Origin of the sequence: Pseudomonas sp. CJQ_9, assembly GCF_043106615.1 — a bacterium.
Lineage (GTDB): Bacteria > Pseudomonadota > Gammaproteobacteria > Pseudomonadales > Pseudomonadaceae > Aquipseudomonas > Aquipseudomonas juntendi.
In genome coordinates this window covers 1-5,295 of sequence record NZ_JBICMS010000066.1, presented here as the reverse complement: position 1 = coordinate 5,295, position 5,295 = coordinate 1, and the positions used below count along the sequence as shown (strand labels likewise).

General features: G+C 62.1%; 5 protein-coding genes and 1 pseudogene. 1 reads left to right on the top strand and 5 read right to left on the bottom strand.

From position 1 onward, the window contains the following. Nucleotides 1–443: 443 nt before the first annotated feature. Together ACF8SD_RS11745 and ACF8SD_RS11740 are read right to left on the bottom strand one after the other, a co-directional pair. On the bottom strand, nt 444–944 hold the full coding sequence (locus tag ACF8SD_RS11745) for a GNAT family N-acetyltransferase (RefSeq protein WP_000376623.1): 501 nt from the start codon (nt 942–944) through the stop codon (nt 444–446). Between the two features lie 127 nt (nt 945–1,071). Continuing rightward, nucleotides 1,072–1,635, bottom strand: a pseudogene (locus ACF8SD_RS11740) (dihydropteroate synthase); the annotation flags it as partial. On the opposite strand from ACF8SD_RS11740, the gene ACF8SD_RS11735 reads away from it, so the two are divergent. Beyond that, nucleotides 1,600–2,283 carry a DUF6118 family protein gene (locus ACF8SD_RS11735; protein ID WP_392484409.1) on the top strand — a complete coding sequence of 228 codons (684 nt, stop codon included), beginning with the start codon at nt 1,600–1,602 and terminating at the stop codon, nt 2,281–2,283. The pseudogene ACF8SD_RS11740 and the gene ACF8SD_RS11735 sit on opposite strands and share 36 nt — an antisense overlap. 19 nt (nt 2,284–2,302) lie before the next feature. Here the strand turns inward: ACF8SD_RS11735 and ACF8SD_RS11730 are convergent, their stop codons facing one another. The 3 genes from ACF8SD_RS11730 to ACF8SD_RS11720 form a co-directional block, all read right to left on the bottom strand. Next, entirely contained in the window at nt 2,303–2,869 is a 567-nt protein-coding gene (locus tag ACF8SD_RS11730) for a TetR/AcrR family transcriptional regulator (protein WP_003830785.1), read from the bottom strand. A 10-nt stretch (nt 2,870–2,879) separates the two neighbouring features. Further along, entirely contained in the window at nt 2,880–4,391 is a 1,512-nt protein-coding gene (locus tag ACF8SD_RS11725; RefSeq protein WP_003830786.1) for an MFS transporter, read from the bottom strand. Nucleotides 4,392–4,710: 319 nt separating this feature from the next. Further along, a partial coding sequence (locus ACF8SD_RS11720; RefSeq protein WP_270280978.1) for a uridine kinase occupies nt 4,711–5,295 on the bottom strand: 585 nt, incomplete at its 5' end.

Below are 5,295 nucleotides of genomic sequence, written 5' to 3'. Positions count from 1 at the left end.
CACGAGTATTGAGCATAGTCGAGATTGGTGCAGATCACTTCTGATATTGAACTGTCAGGAGCTGGCTGCACAACAGCCATTACGCCCAATCAACTGGTGCAGTCGTCTTCTGAAAATGACATTTGGTATCTCTCATAAACGGATGTTTTTGAGAGAACTATCTTCGGCCTTCACACGCACGAAAGGCGGCGAAGCTCCGCCGTTAATCCGTCCGCCGGAGATCTCGCCCAGGCAGGCTGAAGGCCGAGCAAGCCTGACAGGCCCGAAAAGCCCGGCACGGGCGTCGGCGGCGATGACGGCGGCGGCATTATCCAGGGTTGATGATGGAAGTGGAGGATATCGACAACCTCTCGCGCAACCAAGACATCGCGGTCGGACTGCAAGTGATCTTGAAGCCACGGGCCCGTCCCACCCCGACATGGACCTCGATGCCCGAACGGACGTTAGATTTCGAGTTCTAGGCGTTCTGCGATGAAGGTTGGATCCCAGCCGGGATTGAAAGTGTCGACGTGGGTGAATCCGAGCCGCTCGTATAGGCCACGCAGGTTCGGGTGGCAGTCGAGCCGCAGCTTGGCGCACCCCTGCGTTCGCGCGGCATGGCGGCAAGCCTCGATCAGCGCGGAGCTGACACCCCGGCCCGCATGTGTCCGTCGCACCGCGAGCTTGTGCAGATATGCGGCCTCCCCCTTGAGGGCGTCGGGCCAGAACTCGGGATCCTCGGCCGACAAGGTGCAACAGCCGACGATGCCGTCGCTGCAACTCGCGACTAGGAGCTCGGATCTCAGGACGAAGGTCTCCGCGAATGTCCGGTCGATCCGCGCGACGTCCCAGGCGGGCGTTCCCTTGGCGGACATCCACGCCGCAGCGTCGTGCATCAGCCGCACAACCTCGTCGATATCACCCGAGCAGGCGACCCGAACGTTCGGAGGCTCCTCGCTGTCCATTCGCTCCCCTGGCGCGGTATGAACCGCCGCCTCATAGTGCAGTTTGATCCTGACGAGCCCAGCATGTCTGCGCCCACCTTCGCGGAACCTGACCAGGGTCCGCTAGCGGGCGGCCGGAAGGTGAATGCTAGGCATGATCTAACCCTCGGTCTCTGGCGTCGCGACTGCGAAATTTCGCGAGGGTTTCCGAGAAGGTGATTGCGCTTCGCAGATCTCCAGGCGCGTGGGTGCGGACGTAGTCAGCGCCATTGCCGATCGCGTGAAGTTCCGCCGCAAGGCTCGCTGGACCCAGATCCTTTACAGGAAGGCCAACGGTGGCGCCCAAGAAGGATTTCCGCGACACCGAGACCAATAGCGGAAGCCCCAACGCCGACTTCAGCTTTTGAAGGTTCGACAGCACGTGCAGCGATGTTTCCGGTGCGGGGCTCAAGAAAAATCCCATCCCCGGATCGAGGATGAGCCGGTCGGCAGCGACCCCGCTCCGTCGCAAGGCGGAAACCCGCGCCTCGAAGAACCGCACAATCTCGTCGAGCGCGTCTTCGGGTCGAAGGTGACCGGTGCGGGTGGCGATGCCATCCCGCTGCGCTGAGTGCATAACCACCAGCCTGCAGTCCGCCTCAGCAATATCGGGATAGAGCGCAGGGTCAGGAAATCCTTGGATATCGTTCAGGTAGCCCACGCCGCGTTCGACGCGCTCCGGCGCACGATCGAGACGCAGGGCGCGCAGATCGGCGCGGAAATGACCGTGATGCGGCGCGGGCTGGAAGCGGCTTTCGACCAGCTCGAAAAGATCGAGCCGGCGCAGGACTACAAGCCCCAGCTCGCCCAGCTCGTGCAGGCGCTCGACAATGTTGCGGAGCGGCTGCACGGCGTAGAGCAATCGCCTATTCTCCGGCAGGGTGCGACACACTATGCGGCGCTCCTCGAGCGCAGCGGCGAGGCCCTGATACGCACCGCCGCGCAGCAGCTCGAGCGGCAGGCGTCCGACCTCGAGCGCGCCGGCCGGAACCTCGCCGCTCATACGAAAAGCGCCTACGACCGGAAAAGTCAGGATTTCCGCATATGGATGGCCGGCCTTGTCGGGCTGTTCGTCGGCATATTCCTGATTTTGCTGTTGCCGCGTTTCCTGCCCTTCTCGGCCGACACCCATGTTGCGGCGACCGTCATAGGTCAGGACCGATGGAACGCCGGCGTCACCATGATGCGGGTGGCCGATTCCTCGCAGCTCGTGCGCGACAATGCCGAGGCGATCGGGCAATGCGCCGAGGCCGCGCGCACGGCCGGTTCAGATCAGCAATGCACCATCACCGTGAAAGCGCCGGCAGCACCGGCGCAGTAGGGTTGTGGGGGGACACCAGTTATTTCGGGAGGTTTTCTTCCGCCTCAACAGGTCCGGCGGCCATCGCGACGAGGCGCGCCGCGATACGCTTGCGCAGTTGCTCGGGGAGCGGGCGCGACGACAGCGCCTCGTGAATCCACAGCCCATCGGCGGCAAGGCGCGAAATGAACCTGTCCAACTCGGCAGCGTCGTTTCCAATCGGCGCAGGAGGTGCCCAGCGGTCGATGACCTGTTGCCACAGATCGCCAAGCTGCCGATTGTCGGAGCTTTCCAGTATGAGCAGCAGTTCGACCCGCCGGGCAGCTCTTGCGCAGGTGTTGATGTAGGCGGCGTGTCGTTCGGCGTCTGTCGCCCTGTCCGAGGTGTTGCCGGCGCTCGCTTCCAGCTCCTGTTCCCATGAGCGAGTCAGATGCTCATGGGTGGCGAGGATCAGGGCTTCGCGCGACGGGAAATGATACAGAAGGCCGGCGCGTGTCATGCCGGTTTCGAGCGCTACGGCGTCGAGGGTGACGGCGGTGAGGCCGTCACGCTCGATGATGCTCACAATGGCTTCAAGCACTTCGAGGCGCTTGCTGGCTCTCGCCATGTCGGCTTCCTTAGTGTTGTGTGGGATAGGCTGACGATTGCGAGCCGGGACCGTAGCGCCGCAACAGGATGCCGGTGATCAGGGCACCCACGGCCAGAACACCCGCCGCCACGTACATGACGACCGTATAGGCGTGGTCGAATGCGATTCCTGCCGCTTGACGCACGACAACACCATCGGCCCCCGCCTCGTTGGCAAAGACCAGCGCCGACGCCATGCTGTCGCGGGCCGCTTCCGAGGTTCCGGCGGGGAACACGACGTTGACCGTATAGAGGTAGGCCAAAAGACTTCCGAGAATTGTGACAGCGAACAGACTGCCAAACTCGTAGGACACTTCCTCGACCGACGACGCCATGCCGGCGCGATGCACAGGCACATTGCCCACAATAGCCGTTGATGCCACCGACATTGTTGCACCTACGCCGGCACCGGTCAGCGCCAGACCGGCGATCAGCCAGCCAAGGCCATGAGTGATGCCCCATGTCGCAAGCAGGACCGCCAGCGATCCCGCCGCAAGCCCGCCAGCTATAAGGATACGTAGGCCAATACGATGCAGGAATGCACCACCGAGCAGCGCAGTCGGCAATGATCCGAGCGCCGCCGCCGAAACCAGCATCCCGGCTTCCAGCGGCGTGAAGCCCGCAACGAGCTGGAAGCGTTGCGTCGTAGCAAGCTCAACACCGCCGATGGCGAACAGGGAGAACGCGGCCGCTAGAACGCCCGATGTGAACGCGGCATTGCGGAAGATCGAGAAGTCGAGCAGCGGGAACGGCAGGCGCAGTTGCCGGCGGACGAACAGCGCTCCGGCGAGGATGGCAACCAGCAGCGAAATAGCGGGGACGGCCCACGACTGCCCGGCATGGGCAGATTCCTTGATCGCGATCACAAAAGCCGACAGCGCCACCAATGCCTGAAACGACGACACCACGTCCCAAGGCTTGGTCGCATCGCCGGCCACCTTCGGCGCAACGATCAGCGCCGAAATGAAGGCAGCGACCACTACCGGCACATTGATGAGGAACACCGACCCCCACCAGAAATGGCCGAGCAGAAAACCGCCGATGATCGGTCCGAGCGCAGCGCCGACGACCGACAACGACCCCCAGATCGCAATGGCGATGTTGCGTTCCCGGTCATCCTCGAAGGTGACGCGGATGAGGGCGAGTGTCGCGGGCATCATCGCCGCCGCGCCGACCGCCAGAAAGGCCCGCGCCCCGATCAGGATTTCCGCTGTAGGCGAATAGGCCGCCACAATCGACGCGACACCGAACAGCACGAGGCCGATGAGGAACATGCGCCGGTGACCGATCCTGTCACCCAGCGTCCCGGTGCCGAGCAGCAGGCCGGCCATGACGAGGGGGTATGCGTTGATGATCCACAACCCTTGCGTTGCCGTCGCGCCAAGCTCGCGCGTCAGGGTAGGCAGGGCCGTGTAGAGGACCGAATTGTCCAGAACGATAAGCAGGAGACCGGCGGCGACGGTCACCAGAAGAACCCAGCGGTTCGAGTGGGCGGCAGGCATGATAGCACTATTCAGTGAGAGTAGCCAAACTTTACAGACAAGTTAGTAAAGTATCAAGCGCCTGCCCGTGAGGAACTTCAGACAATGGCCGACAGCGGGGCTTCGCATTCCGGGGCGCGATCAATTTGTCGCGAAATTCCTGATTTTTGCGACAAAATCGCCGGCGCTGATTTTGCAGGGAAAAATCTGTCGCAAAAATCAGGTGCGAAAGTCAAACTTGTGCGACTGACTTTCGCGACACGTCGCGGCCCGGATTCCGCGCCGCTGCGGACGTGGTGCAGGTTTCAGGATTTGCGCGACATAAGGGGCGCGAAGGAATTTAATTCTGGATCACCAGATCAAAAGACCTTGGCGGGCAGACGCGCTCGAAATAGTAGCTTTCAACATCGTCCCAAACAGCGTGCCACGCGGCTAAAAAGCCCTCCGCGCCCTGTTCGCGCGCAGCAGTCCGTTCATGCCGCACTTTGGTCGGCACATCCACGATCACGGCGAGGTCGATCAAATCCCGAAGGAACGGAGATGCGGAATAAGCTCCTTCGAGCAGAATCGTGGGCGCTGGCGCGACTTCGGTAAATTCGTTCTTGAGGCTGTAAGTGCCATCCGGGCCTAGTCCCTGCATGAAGTCGAAAGCTCGCCACTGTGCAGGTTCCCCCTTGCGTAGAGGCTCTATTGCCTCGCGAACGCGGTCCCACTCAAAAACGCGATTCAACCGCTCCGCCACGGTTTTGTGAGGCCACTCGGATTCGGGAACCTGCGTTTGATAGAAATCATCGAGCGTAACCAAGGCTATGTCGGTCAGCTTCGCCAACCTTGCCGCAATCGTTGACTTACCGGAGCCGCTTCCCCCGTCAAGCGCCACGACAACAGGACGTGCGAGTTCGGCGCGGAGGGCTTCTATTCTCTC

What these genes read in the sequence shown, in the direction of transcription:
- ACF8SD_RS11745 (WP_000376623.1), bottom strand. Translation starts at nt 944, where the DNA reads ATGGACAGCGAGGAGCCTCCGAACGTTCGGGTCGCCTGCTCGGGTGAT.
- ACF8SD_RS11730 (WP_003830785.1), bottom strand. Translation starts at nt 2,869, where the DNA reads ATGGCGAGAGCCAGCAAGCGCCTCGAAGTGCTTGAAGCCATTGTGAGC.
- ACF8SD_RS11725 (WP_003830786.1), bottom strand. Translation starts at nt 4,391, where the DNA reads ATGCCTGCCGCCCACTCGAACCGCTGGGTTCTTCTGGTGACCGTCGCC.